General features: G+C 50.3%; 20 protein-coding genes and 1 tRNA gene. 7 read left to right on the plus strand and 14 right to left on the minus strand.

What is annotated here, in order from left to right; genetic code table 11:
* On the plus strand, nucleotides 1–94 hold a 94-nt coding region (locus Q3A88_RS20575), incomplete at its 5' end, for an IS1 family transposase (protein WP_317177888.1).
* A 35-nt stretch (nucleotides 95–129) separates the two neighbouring features.
* On the opposite strand, the gene Q3A88_RS20580 is transcribed toward Q3A88_RS20575, so the two are convergent.
* From Q3A88_RS20580 to Q3A88_RS20610, 7 genes are all read right to left on the minus strand, one after another.
* Nucleotides 130–205: transfer RNA gene (locus Q3A88_RS20580), tRNA-Gly, on the minus strand.
* A gap of 299 nt (nucleotides 206–504) precedes the next feature.
* A complete protein-coding gene (locus Q3A88_RS20585) occupies nucleotides 505–1,980 on the minus strand; it encodes a hypothetical protein (protein WP_110162352.1) in 1,476 nt (491 codons plus the stop codon).
* A gap of 449 nt (nucleotides 1,981–2,429) precedes the next feature.
* The gene (locus Q3A88_RS20590) at nucleotides 2,430–3,227 is read right to left on the minus strand and encodes a hypothetical protein (protein WP_110162351.1); all 798 of its coding nucleotides are present in this window, start codon (nucleotides 3,225–3,227) and stop codon (nucleotides 2,430–2,432) included.
* A gap of 368 nt (nucleotides 3,228–3,595) precedes the next feature.
* Nucleotides 3,596–4,522 carry a D-2-hydroxyacid dehydrogenase gene (locus Q3A88_RS20595; protein WP_233990988.1) on the minus strand — a complete coding sequence of 309 codons (927 nt, stop codon included), beginning with the start codon at nucleotides 4,520–4,522 and terminating at the stop codon, nucleotides 3,596–3,598.
* 69 nt (nucleotides 4,523–4,591) lie between these two features.
* Nucleotides 4,592–6,298: a DUF6138 family protein gene (locus Q3A88_RS20600; protein ID WP_110162349.1), complete on the minus strand. Its 1,707-nt coding sequence runs from the start codon at nucleotides 6,296–6,298 to the stop codon at nucleotides 4,592–4,594.
* A gap of 365 nt (nucleotides 6,299–6,663) precedes the next feature.
* A complete protein-coding gene (locus tag Q3A88_RS20605; RefSeq protein WP_233990990.1) occupies nucleotides 6,664–7,713 on the minus strand; it encodes an NAD(P)-dependent alcohol dehydrogenase in 1,050 nt (349 codons plus the stop codon).
* Between the two features lie 430 nt (nucleotides 7,714–8,143).
* A complete protein-coding gene (locus Q3A88_RS20610) occupies nucleotides 8,144–8,761 on the minus strand; it encodes a LysE family translocator (RefSeq protein WP_014916756.1) in 618 nt (205 codons plus the stop codon).
* 250 nt (nucleotides 8,762–9,011) lie between these two features.
* Here Q3A88_RS20610 and Q3A88_RS20615 point away from each other — a divergent pair, with 250 nt between their 5' ends.
* Both Q3A88_RS20615 and Q3A88_RS20620 read left to right on the plus strand, forming a co-directional pair.
* Nucleotides 9,012–9,896, plus strand: a complete 885-nt coding sequence (locus Q3A88_RS20615; RefSeq protein WP_317178558.1) for a LysR substrate-binding domain-containing protein — start codon at nucleotides 9,012–9,014, stop codon at nucleotides 9,894–9,896.
* Between the two features lie 18 nt (nucleotides 9,897–9,914).
* Entirely contained in the window at nucleotides 9,915–11,081 is a 1,167-nt protein-coding gene (locus tag Q3A88_RS20620) for an MFS transporter (RefSeq protein WP_317178559.1), read from the plus strand.
* Between the two features lie 70 nt (nucleotides 11,082–11,151).
* On the opposite strand, the gene Q3A88_RS20625 is transcribed toward Q3A88_RS20620, so the two are convergent.
* From Q3A88_RS20625 to Q3A88_RS20635, 3 genes are read right to left on the minus strand one after another with little or no spacing between them, the layout of a single operon-like run.
* On the minus strand, nucleotides 11,152–11,970 hold the full coding sequence (locus tag Q3A88_RS20625; protein ID WP_317178560.1) for an ABC transporter ATP-binding protein: 819 nt from the start codon (nucleotides 11,968–11,970) through the stop codon (nucleotides 11,152–11,154).
* On the minus strand, nucleotides 11,967–12,731 hold the full coding sequence (locus Q3A88_RS20630) for an ABC transporter permease (protein WP_039283646.1): 765 nt from the start codon (nucleotides 12,729–12,731) through the stop codon (nucleotides 11,967–11,969). Before Q3A88_RS20630 ends, Q3A88_RS20625 begins: the two co-directional genes overlap by 4 nt.
* Before the next feature lie 15 nt (nucleotides 12,732–12,746).
* Nucleotides 12,747–13,766 carry an ABC transporter substrate-binding protein gene (locus Q3A88_RS20635; RefSeq protein ID WP_233990996.1) on the minus strand — a complete coding sequence of 340 codons (1,020 nt, stop codon included), beginning with the start codon at nucleotides 13,764–13,766 and terminating at the stop codon, nucleotides 12,747–12,749.
* 489 nt (nucleotides 13,767–14,255) lie between these two features.
* Between Q3A88_RS20635 and Q3A88_RS20640 the strand changes: the two genes are divergently transcribed.
* Both Q3A88_RS20640 and Q3A88_RS20645 read left to right on the plus strand, forming a co-directional pair.
* On the plus strand, nucleotides 14,256–14,492 hold the full coding sequence (locus Q3A88_RS20640) for a TA system antitoxin ParD family protein (RefSeq protein WP_039317656.1): 237 nt from the start codon (nucleotides 14,256–14,258) through the stop codon (nucleotides 14,490–14,492).
* On the plus strand, nucleotides 14,461–14,790 hold the full coding sequence (locus Q3A88_RS20645) for a type II toxin-antitoxin system RelE/ParE family toxin (protein ID WP_039498012.1): 330 nt from the start codon (nucleotides 14,461–14,463) through the stop codon (nucleotides 14,788–14,790). Before Q3A88_RS20640 ends, Q3A88_RS20645 begins: the two co-directional genes overlap by 32 nt.
* Nucleotides 14,791–14,914: 124 nt before the next feature.
* Here Q3A88_RS20645 and Q3A88_RS20650 read toward each other — a convergent pair whose 3' ends face one another.
* The 3 genes from Q3A88_RS20650 to Q3A88_RS20660 all read right to left on the minus strand — a co-directional run bounded on the left by Q3A88_RS20650 (nucleotide 14,915) and on the right by Q3A88_RS20660 (nucleotide 17,338).
* Nucleotides 14,915–15,610 carry a YjjG family noncanonical pyrimidine nucleotidase gene (locus Q3A88_RS20650; RefSeq protein ID WP_317178561.1) on the minus strand — a complete coding sequence of 232 codons (696 nt, stop codon included), beginning with the start codon at nucleotides 15,608–15,610 and terminating at the stop codon, nucleotides 14,915–14,917.
* Entirely contained in the window at nucleotides 15,607–16,839 is a 1,233-nt protein-coding gene (locus Q3A88_RS20655; RefSeq protein WP_317178562.1) for an MFS transporter, read from the minus strand. The genes Q3A88_RS20650 and Q3A88_RS20655 overlap by 4 nt, the downstream gene beginning before the upstream one ends.
* 181 nt (nucleotides 16,840–17,020) lie before the next feature.
* Nucleotides 17,021–17,338, minus strand: coding sequence for an ArsR/SmtB family transcription factor (locus Q3A88_RS20660; protein ID WP_233990999.1), 318 nt, complete (start codon nucleotides 17,336–17,338; stop codon nucleotides 17,021–17,023).
* A gap of 53 nt (nucleotides 17,339–17,391) precedes the next feature.
* Between Q3A88_RS20660 and Q3A88_RS20665 the strand changes: the two genes are divergently transcribed.
* Together Q3A88_RS20665 and Q3A88_RS20670 are read left to right on the plus strand one after the other, a co-directional pair.
* Nucleotides 17,392–17,565 (plus strand): hydrolase, encoded by a 174-nt coding sequence (locus Q3A88_RS20665; protein ID WP_110162339.1) that lies wholly within the window; start codon nucleotides 17,392–17,394, stop codon nucleotides 17,563–17,565.
* A complete protein-coding gene (locus tag Q3A88_RS20670) occupies nucleotides 17,552–18,205 on the plus strand; it encodes a dimethylsulfonioproprionate lyase family protein (RefSeq protein WP_317178563.1) in 654 nt (217 codons plus the stop codon). Before Q3A88_RS20665 ends, Q3A88_RS20670 begins: the two co-directional genes overlap by 14 nt.
* Here Q3A88_RS20670 and Q3A88_RS20675 read toward each other — a convergent pair.
* Nucleotides 18,193–18,287, minus strand: a 95-nt coding sequence (locus tag Q3A88_RS20675) for an IS1 family transposase (protein ID WP_317177888.1), incomplete at its 5' end; no start/stop codon positions are given. The two genes, Q3A88_RS20670 and Q3A88_RS20675, sit on opposite strands and share 13 nt — an antisense overlap.

Raw genomic sequence — 18,287 nt, forward strand, 5'->3', positions numbered from 1 at the left:
ACTGAATCGTAAAACTATCGGGTACTCAAAATCAGTGGAAATGCATGACAAGATAATCGGCACATTCATCGAACGTGAACATTATCTGCAATGACCTGATCTACATATTGAATACGTGACCAAGAATTTTGGAGCGGGAAACGAGACTCGAACTCGCGACCCCGACCTTGGCAAGGTCGTGCTCTACCAACTGAGCTATTCCCGCAGAGAATCGGATTTATTATCTTTTACTTTCAACAAAAAACAAATCTTGTCGAAACCAAAACTGATTAAACCCTGCCAAATCACTCGTAACTTAATGAATTTAATCACTATTTACTAACTAAGCAATTCAACGGACAGCATTATGTACCAATCAACTTTACGTGGCAAGCCCTTTTCACTGAAAACCTTACCATCCAGTTTTAACCAGCACCAACGCAGTGGAGGCAAAGCTATAAACCTACCTCCACAACCAGACCGCCTGAGGTTAAGGCGGCCTGATATTTCATTGGCTTATGCGTATCAGGATTTTACGCTTTTCAACAACGTTTGCTTACAGATGTGCCCAAATGTAACATAAGTCCCCGCACTGCCCACACCGATACCATCCTGAGCTGGAACATCAATAATCCACGCCCCCATGTCATAGGTCGTTCTCCACGTATTGATATAGCCTAAATCGTAGTCTTGGAACTGTGTCGTGTAATCAGCATTACAGGCATCCAATTTCACAGCACCAGAAGCACTCCCGTTTGAATCAGTGATTATTCCGTGGGCGTTGGCAGCATTAAACTCTAACTGACCATTACTTTCTCGTTGGTCGAGCAGAAGAATCGCAACGATATTTGGGATACCCGCGCCGGTTGAATCAGTAACACGAACGCTCCAGGTAATATCCCGGTAGGCTTGCGTGGTCATAAAACCATAAGCCGTCGGTGCAGAGCTTGGGATACGCAGAACATTACTTTCTCCCGAAAGAGAGTGGCTAAGTTTTGCAATTTTCGAGCCTAGCGTTAATTTATATTTCTGAGAGACTGTCGGTAATCTTGATGGATTAGGCAGCACTCTCACCAAAACCTTTTCATTCGGCTGAGATGGAATGATGGTAATTTCCTGTCCGGTATTACGGGTTGTCCAGGAATTACCGCCATCAGTGGAAGACGCCAGTAACCAGTTGTTATTGGTTCCGCTCGTCACGCCATCAAAGCGAAGTAAAACTTGCTGGCCACGGGTTGCGGTAAATACGTAGTAATCCGCATCAGAATCACTATCAGAGTTACCTTCAATTTCCCTCAGATTATCAGACAAGGGATAGGCCAAAGAAGGAATATCATTCAGCTCATAAGCATCAACATTCGTATTAACAATGGCACCAAAATTAAAACCGGAACCATCTGCGGTATTGGCTTCCATAAACCAATAGTAGTGCCCCGGTGGAGTTAAATCCAACGTAGCTTCATCAGCATTCCCTGCTTGATTTGAATAATTAATTGCCGTCACATTATTCTGACCATCGTCCCGCATCAAACTAAGCGCCATATCGGTTTCAGGACTCATGCCTACGACGAAAGCGGTTGTTTTAGAGCGCTGAGTGATTTCAAAGTGATAACAGGCGCTGCCTCCACTTTGCAGACCGTCCAGCGTATAAATGGTGTTTACGGCAAGAGTCGGGCACAGCGGGGTGAATGAGCTGTCATTGGCCAGCGCCTGACTGCTTGATAACGGCTTTTTTTGTGCATTTTTTGCATCAGCCTGTGCAGTTGGTGCATTGGGAGCAATAACAACAACCCCCTCATTTTCCGCTTTGTGAAATTTATAATGACTTGCAGCATGCGCTTTTATGCTATTAGGGGCATCAAATACAGAAACCGTGCCTTTCTTTTGCAGTTTCCCAATATCCTTCACTTCGACAGAAACGCTGGTTTCAGCAATCGCTGAACCCATGCAGAATGCCAATCCGGCAGCTGCAAGATATACATTTAAACGATGGTATTTCATCCCAATATTTCCTTATCCTTGAGGATTATCAAATAGAACGCAGACTTATTATTTAATAATTAACAAATACTGAACGTGAAGCGGACGTAGTATTACACCGACACGCCGTATAATCTCAATAAAATCTTACAAAAATATTTAAAATGAAATCTTTTAAATGAGCGAATTGAAATTATTACTAAATATAATTAATTCGCCATCTATAATTCGCCACATAATAATTTAATATCCTAGATTAAAAGCGATCTCTCTACGTAGAGGATTATCAGCATGAAAACTGAGAGACATTATAAAGCTGATAGAAATTATCCAGAAATAACTGCTCAGCACCACCCAGTGCCAGCAATGTGAAGAGATTCACGCTTTTGAAACGAACGGCACTTGTCACTCGTGCTGTAGAGGTCCGCAATGAGCCGACCTCTACATTTGCATCCTCGGCAATAGATAGCCTATTTATAGAGTTGACTATCCCACGTGCTATCCATCGCTTTTTTATGGATCCCACCAGCATCTCCATCACGAGTCGCGAGACTAGACATGTGCTTGGTGAAAAATTCAAGCCCCATATCGATGGTTTGCCCATAAGTATCTCGGTTAAGCGTTACATTGGGTTTTAGTCCAAGGCGACTATTAAATTCCGCAATCTGGGCATCCGCAAGTTGGTTGGCTAAGGTAACCATTCCTTCAGAATCATTCAGCGCCTTTTCCAAGCGATTAATTTGTTCCCGGTTCAACCCATCAGTTTGCGTCACGAACAACGTTCCATCTTTATTTACACTGAAGCCAAAAAATGCCCCCTGTAAATCAGGATGTTCATCGGCAAGTTGCTCAAGGAAAGACAAGTACGTTTTCTCCATCTGATCTTGCACAGCGATACGATGGAGAATTGCCTCATCAGATTCACGAATACGATGATGTCCAGCAATATACTCCTCGATATTAATATCCGCAGAGGCTAATTGTCTGCGTCTGGCCAGTTCTTCTTCACTAGGTTGAACAACGCTCGCCCCTTCAGTCGTTCTAAGCTGCTCAGGTGTCGCACCATCCAACTTCGGTTTTGCGACTTCAGCCTGAAATTTAGCGAGCGCTTCTGGGCTTATCTCTACAACCTGACGTTCGATGTTTTTCTCAGTTAATACGACTTTATTATTCGTGACATTCTGTTGTTCAGCGTTGTTATTCAGTGCCAGGCTGCTTTGTCCTGACAATGTCGCTGCGTACGATCCCAAGGTAGAAATACTATCCATAATACCATTTGCTCCTGTGTGTCATCATTTTATGCTGTGCGGCAAGGTTTCCCTGCAAATGTGCTCAATGTGACATGAGTAATGTGTTTTCTCCTGCACCAACATCTTTCTGAACTGAGCCACCAGCACACCGAAAAATATGCTAACTACCGGATATAGATATATCGCGATAGGTTATCTCGATATTCGCTTATCTCTGAATAAGCCTAATAAGGTAACTTCCCCTAAACGCAGGATTTGGAACAGGCTACATTAGGACTGCATTATGCAACCCTAATATAGTCTTAACGGTTATTTTTCAGAATCCTTTAGAATAGAGCCATCACGAAATAATTATCAATAAAATTAATTCAACACTAATAATACATTTAATACTCGCGACTAAAATCAACCTCACCACGCAACGTATTATCAGCATGAAAGCGGGTTAGATTATCCAGAAATAATCGCCCCATCAGCCCCGGCACCATTGGTCCGGCAATGTGCGCCGTCAACGTCAGATTCGGTGTGTTCCAGAATGGATGGCTGTACGGTAGCGGCTCTTGCCTGAATACATCCAGCACCGCCCCCGCAATCTGCGCATCACATAGCGCCGCCCGCAAATCATCATCCACCACGGCGCTACCCCGCCCGACATTAATGAACAGCGCCGAAGGCTTCATGGCGGCAAACAGACGGGCATCATAGATATCGGTGGTTGCCGACGTATCGGGAAGGAGATTGATGACATAATCAGCCTTCGGTACCGCAGCGGGTAACTCCGCTAAGCTCATGATCCGTTTAAAATCAGGTCGCTGTCTTGGCGTACTAACGATGCCATATAACTCAACACCAAAAAGCCGTAGAAAACCTGCGACCTCACAGCCGATCTCTCCCGCACCAACAATCAGCACGTTTTTATCCGCCAGCGATCCTGGTAAACGGTGATCCCAGCGCCGTTCTTCCTGACTGATTTGCCGTTCCCCCAGACGCAGTTCATGCCTGAGCATATAGGCAATCACATATTCGGCGATAGGCTGCCCAAACACGCCAACGGCACGGCTTAAACGGTAATCACGCGGCAACTCATCAGCCAACAGCGGTTTGAACCCTGCCCAGGTCGACTGTAGCCACTTTGGTTTGGCTCCCTGAGCCAACAATGCCGCAGCGGTATCCGGTTCACCCAGCCAAATCGGGCAGCTTGCGGCCTGCTCTGCCGTACCGTTCGAGAGCACCAGCTCAAGCTCTGGTGCAGCATGATTTAAGACAGAGCCAATCTCATCGGCCCGCGAGTCCAGCAGCAGAATAGCGGTCATAAGCACGTTCCCTAGCAGAGTGAGACACCTCCGGCCTCACTCCGAACATTGTCGTCATTACGTTTACGATTAGGCAGAAGCCTGAATGAGCGACGTCAGTAGCGCGCCGCGCTTCGCTTCCGATTTTTTCACCAGTGCAGCGAGCTTTTTGGTATTACCCCAGATGAGATACACAATATGTTCTATCACAGCGGGTTCCCGCATCCGCACTTCTTCGACCAGTTGTTCAAACAACGCATCATTCTCTAGCGCGAGCAACATATTCAACTTTAGGCTTTCTGTCGCATGGCTAAGACAGGCAACCAGCGTCGCCACGTTCTGCGCCGTCGCACTATGCTTATCGAAAAATGCACGAATGAAGGCATCCTGTACCGATTGATGCTCATCATCCACACTTTCCATGTAATCTTTGACGAGTGGGAAGTATCCCGCCTCGGTCAGACCAAGCCCGAACACCGCATAGCTTCCCGGCATACAGCACTTTTCGCCTTCCGAATCGGCATACCATTCAAATTCTTCAATCGCAGTACGCGCATAATCCTCAAGAAGCGGATAGTTCGATGCATACTGCAACGCGTTAGCAAAAAAACGATGAGTATCCGATTTTGCCAACCCCTTGATGGGAAGATACTGCCGCATCGATGATTTCAGGACAATCTTGTAGCTCTTTGGGAAACCAAGCGTCAGTAAGCGCGTAATGAAGCGCAGCGCCTGCTCATACGCTTCGGCGCTTTCCTGACGAATACGGACGGTGATGGTCGAGAACACATCATTCGCCATGCATTCCACCGATTCGTTCTTCAGGTTAATCTGCGCTTTCTCAAACGCACCACTTCCCTCTTCCATAATGCTTAGCGCACGCGGGTAGCCCAACTGTTTCGCGATATCCAGATATTCCAGCGCCTGAGACTTACTGTAGGAAGGCTCATAACGCAGAATCATGATGGCGGCATAAAGCACGAGCTCGACGGGGTGAAGCGTTTGTGGATCCTGCTGCTCCAACGTGATTCCGGGCTTGAGGGTATAGATTTCTGGCTCAAAAAAATGCTCAGGCTGAGACACGTCGCAATACCGCAGCAGAAATTCCTGTTCTACCCATGTTTTTAATGCACCGATAATATTGCGCCGATGCTCCGACAACTCCGCATGCCCGGCATTTCGCCGCTGAATTTGCTCAAACTGCGTCATGACCCAGTGGATATCCTGCGAGGGAAAGAGCTGTACATCAAGCAGGTGACGAGCCAGAAAGAACGTCTGTAGCGGCTCCGTTGGCGCATCGCCATGCGTCAGGTGTCGATCGGTATAGGCGTGGATAGACTCAAGTAGCCGCTGTTTTTTCACTTCATTGGTGAGCGTAAACAGCGTAACCAGCAGGCGGCCTTCCGTTGCCGGGAAGATGGCACGGAAGCAAAACCGATAGTCAATCAGCGCCGTATCTGCCAGTTTCTCAACACGCTGCGCGATAGCCTGAGTCAGCACAGGAACGATACTTTCCTGTATCTGCGTCACGCTCAGCGCCCCTTTGCGGCTGCCGAGAGACAGTCCGTCAGCATCACTTTTTGACTCAGGGGCTATCGACGTACGCCCCGGCGCATAATCCAGTATCACATCGTCATGGATGCCGGCCTGCAATGTGGTTCGCGATATAATCTCATCAAGCCCACCCCTTTGCTCCTGCGTATCAAACCATTTGTTGATTGCCGTAAGCGACTCGTCCCGCATAGGGAAATCGTGTTGTGGTGATACCCCTGTTTCGTTTGAATGCCTGTCCGTCATTTTTCTATTTTTCCTTATTATTTATCGCAGATGAAACATTGCCCCAAAGCACGGTATTGATGGGGTTTACCAACTGCCAAAAAGATATTCCTTTCTCGTCATTCTGTAGCAGTAAGAGGTAGCGAACATCGCAGGAGAGCTAAACCAAGATAAATTTCTATTTTGAACTGTCTGTTCGCTGTGATAGAGAAGGAAAATCAACGCGTTGGTATAAAGGCATGACGACGAATAGTACCGCATTCACGCGTCGTTGGTGACAGGAAATTACGCTGGTTTGGTTTTTCTCATGATGTAGAGAAGGCGTGATAAATCAATCAATGACAATCCCACAGCACGGGGAAACCCGTGCTGTGGGGTACAGCTAATCAGGCGTGCAGCGTGGCGTTATCAATGACGAAGCGGTACTTCACATCGCCTTTGAGCATCCGCTCGTAGGCTTCATTGATTTCGTCCGCGCGGATAAGCTCAATATCGGACACAATCCCATGCTCGGCACAGAAATCCAGCATTTCCTGCGTTTCAGGAATGCCGCCAATCATCGAACCCGCCACCGTGCGGCGTTTCATGATCAGGTTGAACACGTTAGGAGAAGGATGCGGCGACGCAGGTGCACCGACCAGCGTGAGCGCGCCATCGCGTTTCAGCAGCACCAGAAACGCATCCAGATCGTGCGGCGCAGCAACGGTATTCAGGATTAAATCGAAGCTGCTCGCGTGGGCCGCCATTTCTTCTGCGTTACGAGACACCACGACTTCATTTGCGCCCAGCGCCTTGGCATCTTCACGTTTGGATTCAGACGTGGTGAACGCCACAACATAAGCCCCCATGGCATGCGCCAGTTTGATCCCCATGTGGCCAAGCCCACCAATACCTACGACGCCGACCTTCTTACCCGGCCCGGCATTCCAGTGGCGCAGCGGCGAATAGGTGGTAATTCCCGCGCACAGCAGAGGTGCGACCGCGGCCAGTTCCGCCTCGGAATGACGGACGCGCAGCACATAGCGCTCATGTACGACGATCTGCTGGGAGTAGCCACCAAGCGTCCAGCCCGGCTCATCCGCCGTCGGGCCGTTATACGTCCCGACCATTCCGTCGCAGTAGTTTTCTAAACCATCGTCGCATTCTTCACAGTGCCGACAGCTGTCCACGATGCAGCCAATACCCACCAGATCGCCAGCCTTAAAGGCCGAGACATGAGCCCCTACAGCCGACACCCGCCCGACGATTTCATGGCCGGGCACACAGGGAAACTGTGTTCCTGCCCATTCAGCACGTACCTGATGCAGGTCCGAGTGGCAGATACCACAGTACGCAATCTCAATCTGGACATCGTGGGCCCCCGGCGCACGACGGACGATCTGCAACGGTTCAAGAGGTTTATCGCCCGCATGGGCTCCATACGCATGTACAAGCATGGCTATTTCCTTTTCTGTTGAGAAACCGATTATGTTGAGAAACACGCTATACCCTAAATAATTCGAGTTGCGTGACAAAACGTTAGCGTTTTGAACAACGCTCTGCGTTGACCCTTTAGGGCAAGGCCCATTTATGGCCTTGTAACGCGGCAACCGAGCGACAAATTCGTCGGGAACGAATTTGACCAGCCAACGGCTGGCCTCCGGTGAGAGACAGGATGTCTCTCATTTCATCCCCAGGAGCTTACACGAGTAAGTGACTGGGGTGAGTAAGGGCGGCCAACGCACAAGCAACTTGAAGTATGACGGGTATATTTTCCTCAATTCCCCCAGCAAACAGGTATAGCATTCCGCTTGTTTTCTTGCCTAATTCTCCATTTTTATGTTCACACGACGTATTACAGACGGCTTTATTCACCACCGTCATGCATCAGAGCGTAATTTTGGTGAACGCCAGAGATGCACCTAACGCAATCAGTGCAACGCCGATACCTTTGTCGACCAGACGTTGCTTGTCGAGCAGTCGGCGACGCATAGCCGGTGCGGCAAAAAACAGCGCGACAATGCTGAACCAGACCCAGTGCGCCACCGACATGAATAACCCATAGCCAAAATTATGGCTCATTGGGCTACCGGGCTGCACAACCTGAGTATAGGTGGCGACAACAAACAGCATGGTTTTTGGGTTAAGCGCGTTGGTGAGAAAGCCCATGCGAAACGCGGCAAGCGATGACGGCGCATGACCGGACGCTTCTTCTAATGTTATTTTTGTTTTATTGGTTAATGACTTATACCCCAGATAAATCAGATATGACGCTCCCAGAACCTTCATCGCCATAAATAGTATCGGAGAGTTCACAATGAATACCGCGATGCCAAAAACGGTATACATCACGTGGATCTGGACGCCACAGGCAATGCCAAACGCGCTGAGTAAACCGGCGCGCGAGCCAAAGGCATAGCTGTTGCGGGTCACCATGGCAAAATCAGGCCCCGGACTGATCACCGCCAAAATGGTGATCGTCGCGACGGCAATTAACTCATTCATTAACGTTTTCCTTGTTCGGCAAGCCATCACTTTCACGATGATTTTGCACAGATGGGCAACAGACAGGTTAAAGGAGGGATGCAAAAATCACTGACGCAATACGGCTAGCAAAGATGCGCCCCCTACGATATTTCCTCATTATTTAGGCCATTAGACCTTTTAAACCTGAAGACAGTGTGATTATTCAGCGTTTGCATGTGGCAAAAAAGCGATTTATCTTGGTATAAATCTGTCAAATTTCATCGTGTATATGAAAATTCCCTCGTTAGCCTCTTTTCGCTTCTTTGAAGCGGCCGCACAAACCGGTAGCTTTGTTAAAGCCGCCGAGTCCCTGCACGTCACGCATGGTGCCGTCAGCAGGCAGATCAGATTGCTGGAAGAGGCGCTGGGGGTTGAGTTATTTGAACGACGCAACCGCGCGATCTTTTTAAACGCGGCGGGACGTTCTTTGCATACGGTCACGCAGTCCATCTTCGAGCAGCTCGAAGGCGCGGTCTACCGGCTACAGCAAGGTGCGCAGGATGAGGTACTGACGCTGTCATGCGAGCCCACGATTGCCATGAAATGGCTGATTCCGCGGCTACCGGCGTTTAATCAGGCGAATCCCGATATCAAACTTCATTTGGTGGCTGCGGGCGGGCCGATTGATTTTGTGCGTAGCGGCGTTGACCTCGCGCTACGGCGTGACGATTTTCACTGGGATCCACAAACGCATAGGGTAAAAGTGTGTGATGAATGGATGGGGCCGGTAAGTCGCGACAAAGCCGATCGCAAGGAGAGTCTGGAGGGGATGCGTTTGCTCTATACCGGAACGCGACCAAAAGCGTGGGCAACCTGGCAACGACAGACGCATGTGTCACTCAAAGGCAGCACCAGAGCGGACTATGAACACTTTTATCTGTGTATTCAGGCGGCGGTATCGGGACTAGGCATGGCAATGGCGTCTTTCCTGATGGTGCAGGACGAGATTGCAAACGGGCAACTGCATGCACCGTATGGATTTGCGCGGGAGGGGTCTGCTTATTACCTATTATCGCCCATCCCCCTTGAACAAAATGAAAAGTACGTACGATTTCATACCTGGCTAATGCAGGAAGTGTCCACCTGCCTTTCCGGAGTTGAAAATGCTTGTTAAAACCGCACTGGAAAGACAATGACAGCACATTCCCGTGAAGCCAACTTCACGACAATCAACATGATTATCGCCGCCTCACTCGTAGGCTTGGTTACGGGGTACACGCTGCCGCTCATCAGCCTAAAGCTGGCCGAGCTCGGGCACAGCACCGCGACACTCGGTATTCTGGCAGCCCTTCCCGCGGCGGGGATGATGCTATCCTCTTTCGTTACGCCATGGCTCAGCCGCCACCTGCACGCCAGCTATCTGTTATCTGGCAGCCTGATCGTTCTGGCGGCATCCACCGTTGCCTCGTTCCTGCTGTCACACCCTGTTTCGCTCATTCTCCCTCGTCTGTTAACCGGGCTCGCCTCGGGGGTTCTGGTGGTGCTAGGAGAAACCTGGGTCACCAGTCGGGCGTCAGACAAACACAAAGCGACGCTGACGGGGCTGTATGCCGCCGTTTTTACAGGGTGTCAGTTGATAGGGCCGCTGCTCATTGCCGCTGGCGAGCCGATGCAAACCTATGCGCTATGGCTGATTTGCGCGATATCCGCCGCGTGTGCGTTCATGTTGAGGAACTGCGCCACGATGGTTCACGCAGATGAATCGTCCTCAGCGTCTTATCGGGATCTTATTCCTTTTCTCCCGGCAATCGCTTCTGGCGTGCTCTGCTTCTCCTTCTTTGATGCCAGTATCCTTTCGCTCTTTCCGCTTTATGGCATGGAGCAGGGCTTAGACGAGAAATCCGCGATCTTACTGGTCACACTCATTTTTCTGGGCGATGCCGTATTTCAGACGCCGATTGGCTGGCTGGCAGACAAATGCGGCATCATCAAAACCCACATCGGCTGCGGCATCCTTTTCTGTGTGATGCTGGTCTTGATCACCTTCTCGTTCTCCTCCCCTTCGCTTTTGCTCCCCGTCTGTATCGTACTGGGTGCCGCAGCAGGCGGGCTTTACACGCTGTCTCTGGTTCGGGCAGGTCAGAAATTTGCCGGTCAGCGGCTGATTGTGATGAATTCACTTCTGGGGCTGGTGTGGTCGGCTGGCAGTATCAGCGGGCCGCTATTCTCTGGTGCCGCCATCACGTTTTACGGCTATGACGGCCTCATCGCCATCTTGCTGCTAACTGGCGTGCTGTTTGTCGGAATACAAGGCGTATTAAGAAAAGAACGCGTATCGCGCTCGTTGGGTGAAGAGTGAATGCAGAAATCTGGCTCACCCAGCACGCTACAGCTTGGTGAGCCAGAAATAGATACGCCAGATGGGCGACTTATGCAGCCATTTCGCGTTTGAACACCTCCAGCGTGTGTGCCTTGACGCGGATAAACTCAGGATCGCTCATCGCCTCCGCACCGCGTGGGCGTGCTAAATTGAACGGAACAATCTCCGACACCGTCGTTGGCCGACGCGTCAGCAGCAGGATTTCGTCCGCCAGAAATACCGCATCTTCCAAATCATGTGACACGATGACCATCGTCACACCGGTCGCCACCTGAACTTCTTGCAGCTTGTCACGGATGAACAGCGTCATTTCAAAATCCAGCGCGGAGAATGGCTCATCCAAAAACATCACCTCTGGCCCTGTCGCCAACGCCCGCATGATACATACCGTCTGCTGCTGTCCACCTGAAAGCTCATATGGATAACGCTGAAGATCGAAGCGAATATCAAACATCGCGATCAGTTCATCCATCCGAACCTGAACGTCTTGCTTGCGCATGCCGCTCCGCACCAGCGGATAAGCAATATTCTTCCAGGCGCTCATCCAGGGGAAAAGTGCATCGCGGTAGTTTTGAAACACATAGCCGATTCTGGTTTCTGACAGCGTTTTGCCATCAAACAGGATATCGCCGCTGTCGACGGGAATCAGCCCTGCAATCATGTTCATCAGCGTCGATTTACCACAGCCATTCGGCCCAAAAATAGACACGATTTTGCCGCGCGGTAAATCCAGATTCAGGTCGCTATAGAGCGGCTGCCCCGCAAACGACTTGTTCAAGCCGCGAATGGTAACGTGGGTATTCGGTGCCGGATAAGGCGGAAAAGCGGTATCCGGTTTTTCCACTTGCGCTGTATGAGATGTCATCATGCTTTGCCACTCCAGTGAACAATTCGTTTCTCTACCACTAAAAACAGGACGTTAAGCAGATACCCCAGTGCACCCGTAATCAAAATCGAGGCGTACATATCCCGAATATTGAACACCTGCTGGGCATCAATGATGCGGTGCCCCAGCCCCGTTTCCGAGCCAATAAACATCTCCGCGACAATGACGATCACCAACGCCATCGACACGCCCGTGCGCAGGCCGACAAAGGTTTGCGCCAGACTTTCCAGTAGCATGATGTCTTTAAAAATGTGCCAACGGGAAATCCCCATAACCTGTGCCGCCATCAGACGGGTTTTCTTTGCATTCATCACGCCATAGGCGCTGTTGAACAGAATCACCAGCACGGCGGCAAAAGCCGAAATGGCAATTTTATTCGCGTCAGTTATCCCGAAAATCAGCAAAAATAGCGGAATCAGCGCCGATGATGGCGTAGAACGAAAGAAGTCGATCAAGAACTCCAGGCTGCGGTAGATCTTTTCGTTGCTGCCTAAAATGATGCCGAGTGGCACGCCAATCAGTGCAGCAAAACCAAACGCCACCAGCGTACGGTATAGCGTCGCACCGATATCGGTACGCATGCTGGCATCCGCGAAAGACTGGAACATATAACCCAGCGTCTCGACCGGCGACGGCAATAAAATAGGGTTCAGCCATTTCGCGCTGACGGCCAATTGCCAAAAGAGAAACAGCAGAATCGGGCCGACAGCGGGTAATAATTTAGACGTCCAATGCTGGCGCATAATCGAGCACCTCCCTTAAGGCTGATAAATCAGGCTGCTGACATCCACCGGCTGCCGGAAGATTTTTCTTTCGGTGAACACGTCATAAAACTTCTGGAACCACGCCAGATTGTCGCCTTTTAGCTCGTCGTACATGACAAACCCCGGCAGCGGCACTTCTTTACTCAATTCGGCCTCAATGCTGGTGTAACCGGTGATGTGATCGCGAGCGGCTTCTGGATTCTGCTGAATAAACTGCACCGATTTGGCATAAGCCTGCGTGAAGCGTTTTGCATCCGCCGCCCGACTTTCAATAAAACCGCTATTTAACGCCGCCGCACCGCCAAACCACGGCGCATCGGGGTTATCGAGCACATAGCGTGAGATCACACCCGTTTCCAGAGTACGCGACAGCCCTTTCAGCCGCCCGACGGTTCCCGTAGGTTCCAGCGTATAAACGCCGTCAATTTGACCCGCAGCCAGCGCAGCCACATGTTGCCCAACCGGCAACTCCGTCACGCGCAGCTCATCCGCCGTAAAGCCATTTTTCTCCAGAATGATTTTGGTCATCACCACATTCTGAATACCCGGCCCACAGGCGATGCGCTTGCCTTTCAGCTCCGCGATACTTTTTACGTCGCTGTTTAACGGCACCAGAAATTCATCCAATACCATCCGATGATTCGACGGGTTCGAGCAGATGATCTTGAACAGTCCGGGTGAGGTAATCGCCCCTAATCCCAGCGCACCAGTGGCCGTACCGTTGGCGCATCCGTGTATACGACCCGTGATCATCCCCTCGACAATCTGTTGCGGGCTGGCGAACTTCACCGCTCGCACATTCAACCCTGCCTCTTTGAAAAAGCCCCGCTCAACGCCCACATATAAAGGCAAGCCACCCACAATCGGCCAGTAACCAATGCGGATTTCTTCCCCTTCGGCAGCCAAAGCCATTCCCGGCAGCAAGCTACTTAGCGTCAGCGCTCCTGCGCTAACCGCTGACCACGTCATCAACTGCCTGCGTTTACGATCGATCTTGTCATTGTTATTTTTCATTGTATTCCCCCTTCAACGGTGAGCTAACAACAGCCGATAACCACCAGCCTGAAAAAACCGATCAGGTCGATTGCCTGAGTCGCCCCATCTTGTACACAAGATGGTATGTAAGACTAAGCACAGGCCGTGCCATGTTTATTAGCGCCATAAAACCCCAGCAAACACACCGATTCGGCTGCGTTAGCGCACCAAAAAAAAGCAAAACGTTACAAAAATGCATTGTGAGTGATGCAGAGTGGTTGTGCCATCGCACCGACCTTGCCGCCCTACGCTTTGACCGCGTATTTCTGGTCTGCGACTACTGAGGATGTGCATTTCATGAAAACAGTCGCAGAGATAAGACATGATTATGTTGCGGGCTACCGCAAGAAAACAGATTGCGTATTGCGACAATTTGTCGCAAACTGAATCCGTAGTGCGTCAAAAGGTGACGTATCATTGAAACCACCACTAAAAGGCTGTGGTGACTACATAGTGGAGTACAGAAATATGGCAACAAGCATCCGCCTAGATGACGATTTTGTTGAAGAAGTGAAAGTGCATGCAGAAGCAATGAGCCGAAGCGTGCCAAAGCAAATAGAGTACTGGGCTAAAATTGGTCGTATTGCTGAGGATAACCCTGAATTACCTTTTTCCTTCATCAACGAAATCCTGCTGGCGAAATCAGAAATCGACAATGGAAGAATGACGAAATATGTGCGCAGAAGAGACCGGGAAAAATCTTGAGATATATCAGTCACGTCGTTTTGAGAAAAAATTTGCCTCTCTGACAGAACAAGAACAGAAAACCGTCGATGAGCAGATTGAACTTATCATTGACGAACCTGAGCTTGGTGAGCGAAAAAAGGGTGATCTGAATTATCTTTGGGTACATAAATTTTATATGAGTAACCAGCAATATCTCCTGAGTTATAGCTGGGTTGACGCTAAACTCTCAATATATTTATTGAGTCTCGGTTCACATGAAAATTTCTATGATGATCAAAAGCGTCACAGAAAAGCCGACTTAAAGCTTATTAAGTAACTCGTCTCAGACGCTCCTTTTATCTTGAACAGTTTTCTTATTCAGGAAACTGACAACCAGAGAGCGACGACAATCCACCGAGAATTAATCGCGGCGATTGTCGTTGATATTATGCGATACAGGCTTAAGACTTCGCACTGAGTTGCGTGAAGACATCTTGCAGCGTTGCGGCTTCGTAGGTTGGCGCGATGTCCGAATCGTTGGCGGCTCCGCCTGCGTTGAACCAGCAGCTGTCTATGCCGTACAGGCTCGCCCCAAGAATATCGGCATCGAGCCTATCGCCCACGATGATCGCTTTGGTTTTCTCGAACGAACTGAACTTGCTGGCGGAGAACTCGAAGATGCGTGCATCCGGCTTGGCGAAACCGCAAGCCTCAGAGGTAGCAACAAACGAGAGCCAATCCGCCAAACCCGAGTTCGCCACTCGCTGCGCCTGCACATGCTCAATACCATTGGTAATAATGCCAACTTCACCGATCTCGGCAAGCGCTTCACAGATCTGAACCGCGCCATCTACTAATACCACGGTCTCAGGCAGGCATTCCAGATAGAGGTTGCTCGCTTTGTGGGGATCGATATCGATGCCATGAAGGGAAAACGTGCGGCGGAATCGTTCGACTTTCAGGAGATCTTTGGTGATTTCTCCCTTCTCAAATTCGCTCCATAGCTGGGAATTCTCGCGCTGATAGTCTGCGAACAGGGTCGTATTCTCAATATCGACGCCAAGTTTCGTCAGCGTACGCGCAAACGAAAGACGCTCAGAGGCTTTGAAGTCCAGCAGCGTGTCGTCAAGGTCAAACAGGAAATGGCGGTATTTCATAAATGTTGGTTACTCTGCATCAAGGAATCACTTCTGACGGAGACGGACTGCGCTGGCTTAGCGGCCGCTAGCGCACGGTTAACCCCCAGAACTACGACGAGGAATGATAGCGTCAATAGCCCAATCATCACCCACGGAAACGCGCCCGGGCCTGCGCTGCTAAGAAGCAATCCTCCGATGACGCCCCCTGAAGCCACCGCGGTGTTCCACGATGTGGTAGACATCGACTGTGCGACGTCCACGGCGTCAGAAGAAAGGTGAGTCATTGCCGTTTGCGTGACAACGGAGAATCCCCCGAAAGAGATGCCCCACATAAAGACTGCCAGAATCAGAATGGCCTGTACATCGGACCAAAGGCCCAGAAGAAGCGTCGCCGCGGCGAATAAGAGCACCTCGGCAGGACCGAGACGCTTGAGATTTCCATCGACGATAATGCCGGACAGCACAAGGCCAAACACCGCCCCCGCCCCGAAGATGAACAGCACGCCGTTGAGCCAGTCCCCCATGGCAGAAGCCACGAGGAAAGGCTCGATGTAAATATACAGAATATTGTGCGTGACGATGTAGGTGAGGATCAGCGCCAGCGTCGCCCCAACGCCACGCTTGGCGGCAACCTGAGGCAGCGATAATCGCTTATCCGCCGATTCACCTAGGAAGTCGGGAGCAAAAAGCGCGATCCAGACCACAAGAAGCACCGCGATAACCGACACTAACCCAAATGCGCCCTGCCAGCCGATGACTGACCCGAGAAGGCCGCCAATCGGTACGCCGAGAACCAGCGCCGCCGTAGAGCCCGCACCGACAATGGCAATGGCACGCCCGAGTAACCATCTGGGAACCATACGGGAGGCGTACCCGGCAAGCATCGACCAGACCACGCCGCCGAACAGGCCAGCGACAAAGCGGGCAACCAGTGATAAAACGTAGTTGTCTGAAAAGGCAGTCACCGCATTCACGACGGCAAATCCGCTAATCGCGATGAGCAGCAGGGGTTTGCGTCGCATGCCGCGCGTCAGCGCCGTAGCGGGAATCGCCGATAACAGCGCCCCCAGAGCAAACGCGGTAATGAACTGGCCTGCCAGACTTTCAGAAACATCAAGGCCCGTAGCGATCGAACTGAGGAGCCCTGCCGGCATGATCTCAGTCAGTAAGGTCAGAAACGCGGCTGTCGCAAGTGCGAGGAGTTTTAACACGGGGAGAGACGGGGTTTGGATTCGATTTGCACTCAAAATAATTATTTACCTGTAACGCGGACCTGTCGTGGCACACTGAATTTTGCCACCTGAGCAGAGATGATATCACTACATCCGTATACAAACAGGTAACATGATGTCCGACGCCAAGGGGGCCCCACGAGGAAACGCCCGATGACACGCGGGACTCTGCCCACTCGGCACCAAATCACAGCAATCAGCTCTCAGTTTTTCCACACAATTCACCCGCCAACCACTGAATGTAGTCCGCTAAAGCCGCCTCATTTCTCTGGCAATACGTCCATTTCTGGTAGCGTTTTATCGTAATCAAACCCGCCTGCCGCAGCAGATCGACATGCCGACTGGCCGTTGGCTGGGCGATATGCAATGCATCAGCGATCAGCGTAATACACACACCAAATTCCTGTGGATCAGCTGACGTCTGCCCACTGAAATGTTGTTGTGGATGCTTAAGCAAACGGAGGATTTCCAATCGCGGTTCACTGGCTAATGCCTTAATCTGGGTTGATCTCATACTCATCTTTCGTATTATATAGTCATATAGCTAATATTGAATATGATGATAACATGCTTGAGCTAAAACATAATTTTATTTTCGAAGGTCAGCCTGTCGCCTGGGGTAAGGTTCAGTCGCTGGTGCTGATTCACGGGACGCCCTTTTCCTCTGGTATTGAATCTTTGCTTACCGAGCTTGATGGTCCAGTGAGTCTTTTATGGGGCGAACATAATGAGCAGCAGTGACAATATTCTCGAACACTTACTTTCCACGATCCACAAACGGTTAGTCTCGATACCTGTAGAACAACGTTTACGTGGCGATCTCATCCCCATCGTCAATAGCTGGCTTTCCCTGCCAGTAAAAAACACGCGGCCGAATACCGCCGCACGGTTGCCTGCGGTTGATTACCTCGAACAAGCATTGAACATCGGAGAAACATCGGGAGACAGAGAGCTATGCTCAATGATCAGGCTATTAGCTCCCGCGTTAAGTTGGAACTTTGATTATTCCCCTCATCCTGATTCTCCGTATCTGGACGAAAAAATCGCCTTTACGCAATTTGTCGGACCTGAGGATTTCTGGATATCATCGCATTTCGCGATAGGGTTGACGCTCATTGCACCAAAAATCCATTATCCAGCACATTGCCATCCCGCGACGGAGATTTACCTTCCTCTGGCTGGTACGGGTTTGTGGTCGATGGGGAATGGCGGCTATTTTCCACGCCAACCCGGTGAGTTAATTTTTCACCCTAGCGAGGTGATACATGCGACTCGGGCGCAAGAAGAACCCGTGCTTGCTTTGTACATATGGCACGGCAATATCCGTTCCCCCTCTGAATGGGTCACGTATTCAATATGTAGATCAGGTCATTGCAGATAATGTTCACGTTCGATGAATGTGCCGATTATCTTGTCATGCATTTCCACTGATTTTGAGTACCCGATAGTTTTACGATTCAGTC

The sequence above is a fragment of the Pectobacterium sp. HCp5_1 genome (genome assembly GCF_032905925.1).
Taxonomy (GTDB): Bacteria; Pseudomonadota; Gammaproteobacteria; order Enterobacterales; family Enterobacteriaceae; genus Pectobacterium; species Pectobacterium brasiliense_A.

What these genes read in the sequence shown, in the direction of transcription:
- Q3A88_RS20585 (WP_110162352.1), bottom strand. Translation starts at nt 1,980, where the DNA reads ATGAAATACCATCGTTTAAATGTATATCTTGCAGCTGCCGGATTGGCA.
- Q3A88_RS20590 (WP_110162351.1), bottom strand. Translation starts at nt 3,227, where the DNA reads ATGGATAGTATTTCTACCTTGGGATCGTACGCAGCGACATTGTCAGGA.
- Q3A88_RS20595 (WP_233990988.1), bottom strand. Translation starts at nt 4,522, where the DNA reads ATGACCGCTATTCTGCTGCTGGACTCGCGGGCCGATGAGATTGGCTCT.
- Q3A88_RS20600 (WP_110162349.1), bottom strand. Translation starts at nt 6,298, where the DNA reads ATGACGGACAGGCATTCAAACGAAACAGGGGTATCACCACAACACGAT.
- Q3A88_RS20605 (WP_233990990.1), bottom strand. Translation starts at nt 7,713, where the DNA reads ATGCTTGTACATGCGTATGGAGCCCATGCGGGCGATAAACCTCTTGAA.
- Q3A88_RS20610 (WP_014916756.1), bottom strand. Translation starts at nt 8,761, where the DNA reads ATGAATGAGTTAATTGCCGTCGCGACGATCACCATTTTGGCGGTGATC.
- Q3A88_RS20615 (WP_317178558.1), top strand. Translation starts at nt 9,012, where the DNA reads ATGAAAATTCCCTCGTTAGCCTCTTTTCGCTTCTTTGAAGCGGCCGCA.
- Q3A88_RS20620 (WP_317178559.1), top strand. Translation starts at nt 9,915, where the DNA reads ATGACAGCACATTCCCGTGAAGCCAACTTCACGACAATCAACATGATT.
- Q3A88_RS20625 (WP_317178560.1), bottom strand. Translation starts at nt 11,970, where the DNA reads ATGATGACATCTCATACAGCGCAAGTGGAAAAACCGGATACCGCTTTT.
- Q3A88_RS20630 (WP_039283646.1), bottom strand. Translation starts at nt 12,731, where the DNA reads ATGCGCCAGCATTGGACGTCTAAATTATTACCCGCTGTCGGCCCGATT.
- Q3A88_RS20635 (WP_233990996.1), bottom strand. Translation starts at nt 13,766, where the DNA reads ATGAAAAATAACAATGACAAGATCGATCGTAAACGCAGGCAGTTGATG.
- Q3A88_RS20640 (WP_039317656.1), top strand. Translation starts at nt 14,256, where the DNA reads ATGGCAACAAGCATCCGCCTAGATGACGATTTTGTTGAAGAAGTGAAA.
- Q3A88_RS20645 (WP_039498012.1), top strand. Translation starts at nt 14,461, where the DNA reads ATGTGCGCAGAAGAGACCGGGAAAAATCTTGAGATATATCAGTCACGT.
- Q3A88_RS20650 (WP_317178561.1), bottom strand. Translation starts at nt 15,610, where the DNA reads ATGAAATACCGCCATTTCCTGTTTGACCTTGACGACACGCTGCTGGAC.
- Q3A88_RS20660 (WP_233990999.1), bottom strand. Translation starts at nt 17,338, where the DNA reads ATGAGATCAACCCAGATTAAGGCATTAGCCAGTGAACCGCGATTGGAA.
- Q3A88_RS20665 (WP_110162339.1), top strand. Translation starts at nt 17,392, where the DNA reads ATGCTTGAGCTAAAACATAATTTTATTTTCGAAGGTCAGCCTGTCGCC.
- Q3A88_RS20670 (WP_317178563.1), top strand. Translation starts at nt 17,552, where the DNA reads ATGAGCAGCAGTGACAATATTCTCGAACACTTACTTTCCACGATCCAC.